Source organism: Corallococcus sp. RDP092CA (assembly GCF_041903675.1).
In the GTDB taxonomy this organism is placed as follows: domain Bacteria; phylum Myxococcota; class Myxococcia; order Myxococcales; family Myxococcaceae; genus Corallococcus.
The window spans coordinates 1-240 of the sequence record NZ_JAYESI010000198.1 but is presented as its reverse complement, the minus strand read 5'-3'; the positions used below and the strand labels follow the sequence as shown (position 1 = coordinate 240).

The following is a 240-nucleotide window of genomic DNA, read 5'->3' as shown; positions in this document are numbered from 1 at the left end:
CTGGCCTCCTGCTGGGACAGCCGTCCCGCCTTGTCATAGGTGAAAATCGTGAACGCAGGCGCTTCCCGGTCTGCATAGGGGAAGGACTGCTTCCACAGGCGCCCCAAGGCATCGTACTCGCGGGTCGGACACAGGAACTTCGTCCGATTCTCCGGCGCGTTCCGCAGCTCCCATTGCCGGGTGGTCTGCCGCGAAAGAGTCACACTGCTGGTCGCGGGAATCGATGACGTCTCCAGATAT

The 240-nt window shown here is 62.1% G+C and carries 1 protein-coding gene; it reads right to left on the bottom strand.

The genetic code is table 11. The features are described 5' to 3' along the window. A partial coding sequence (locus U8525_RS34745) for a hypothetical protein (RefSeq protein WP_374271014.1) occupies positions 1 to 240 on the bottom strand: 240 nt, incomplete at both ends.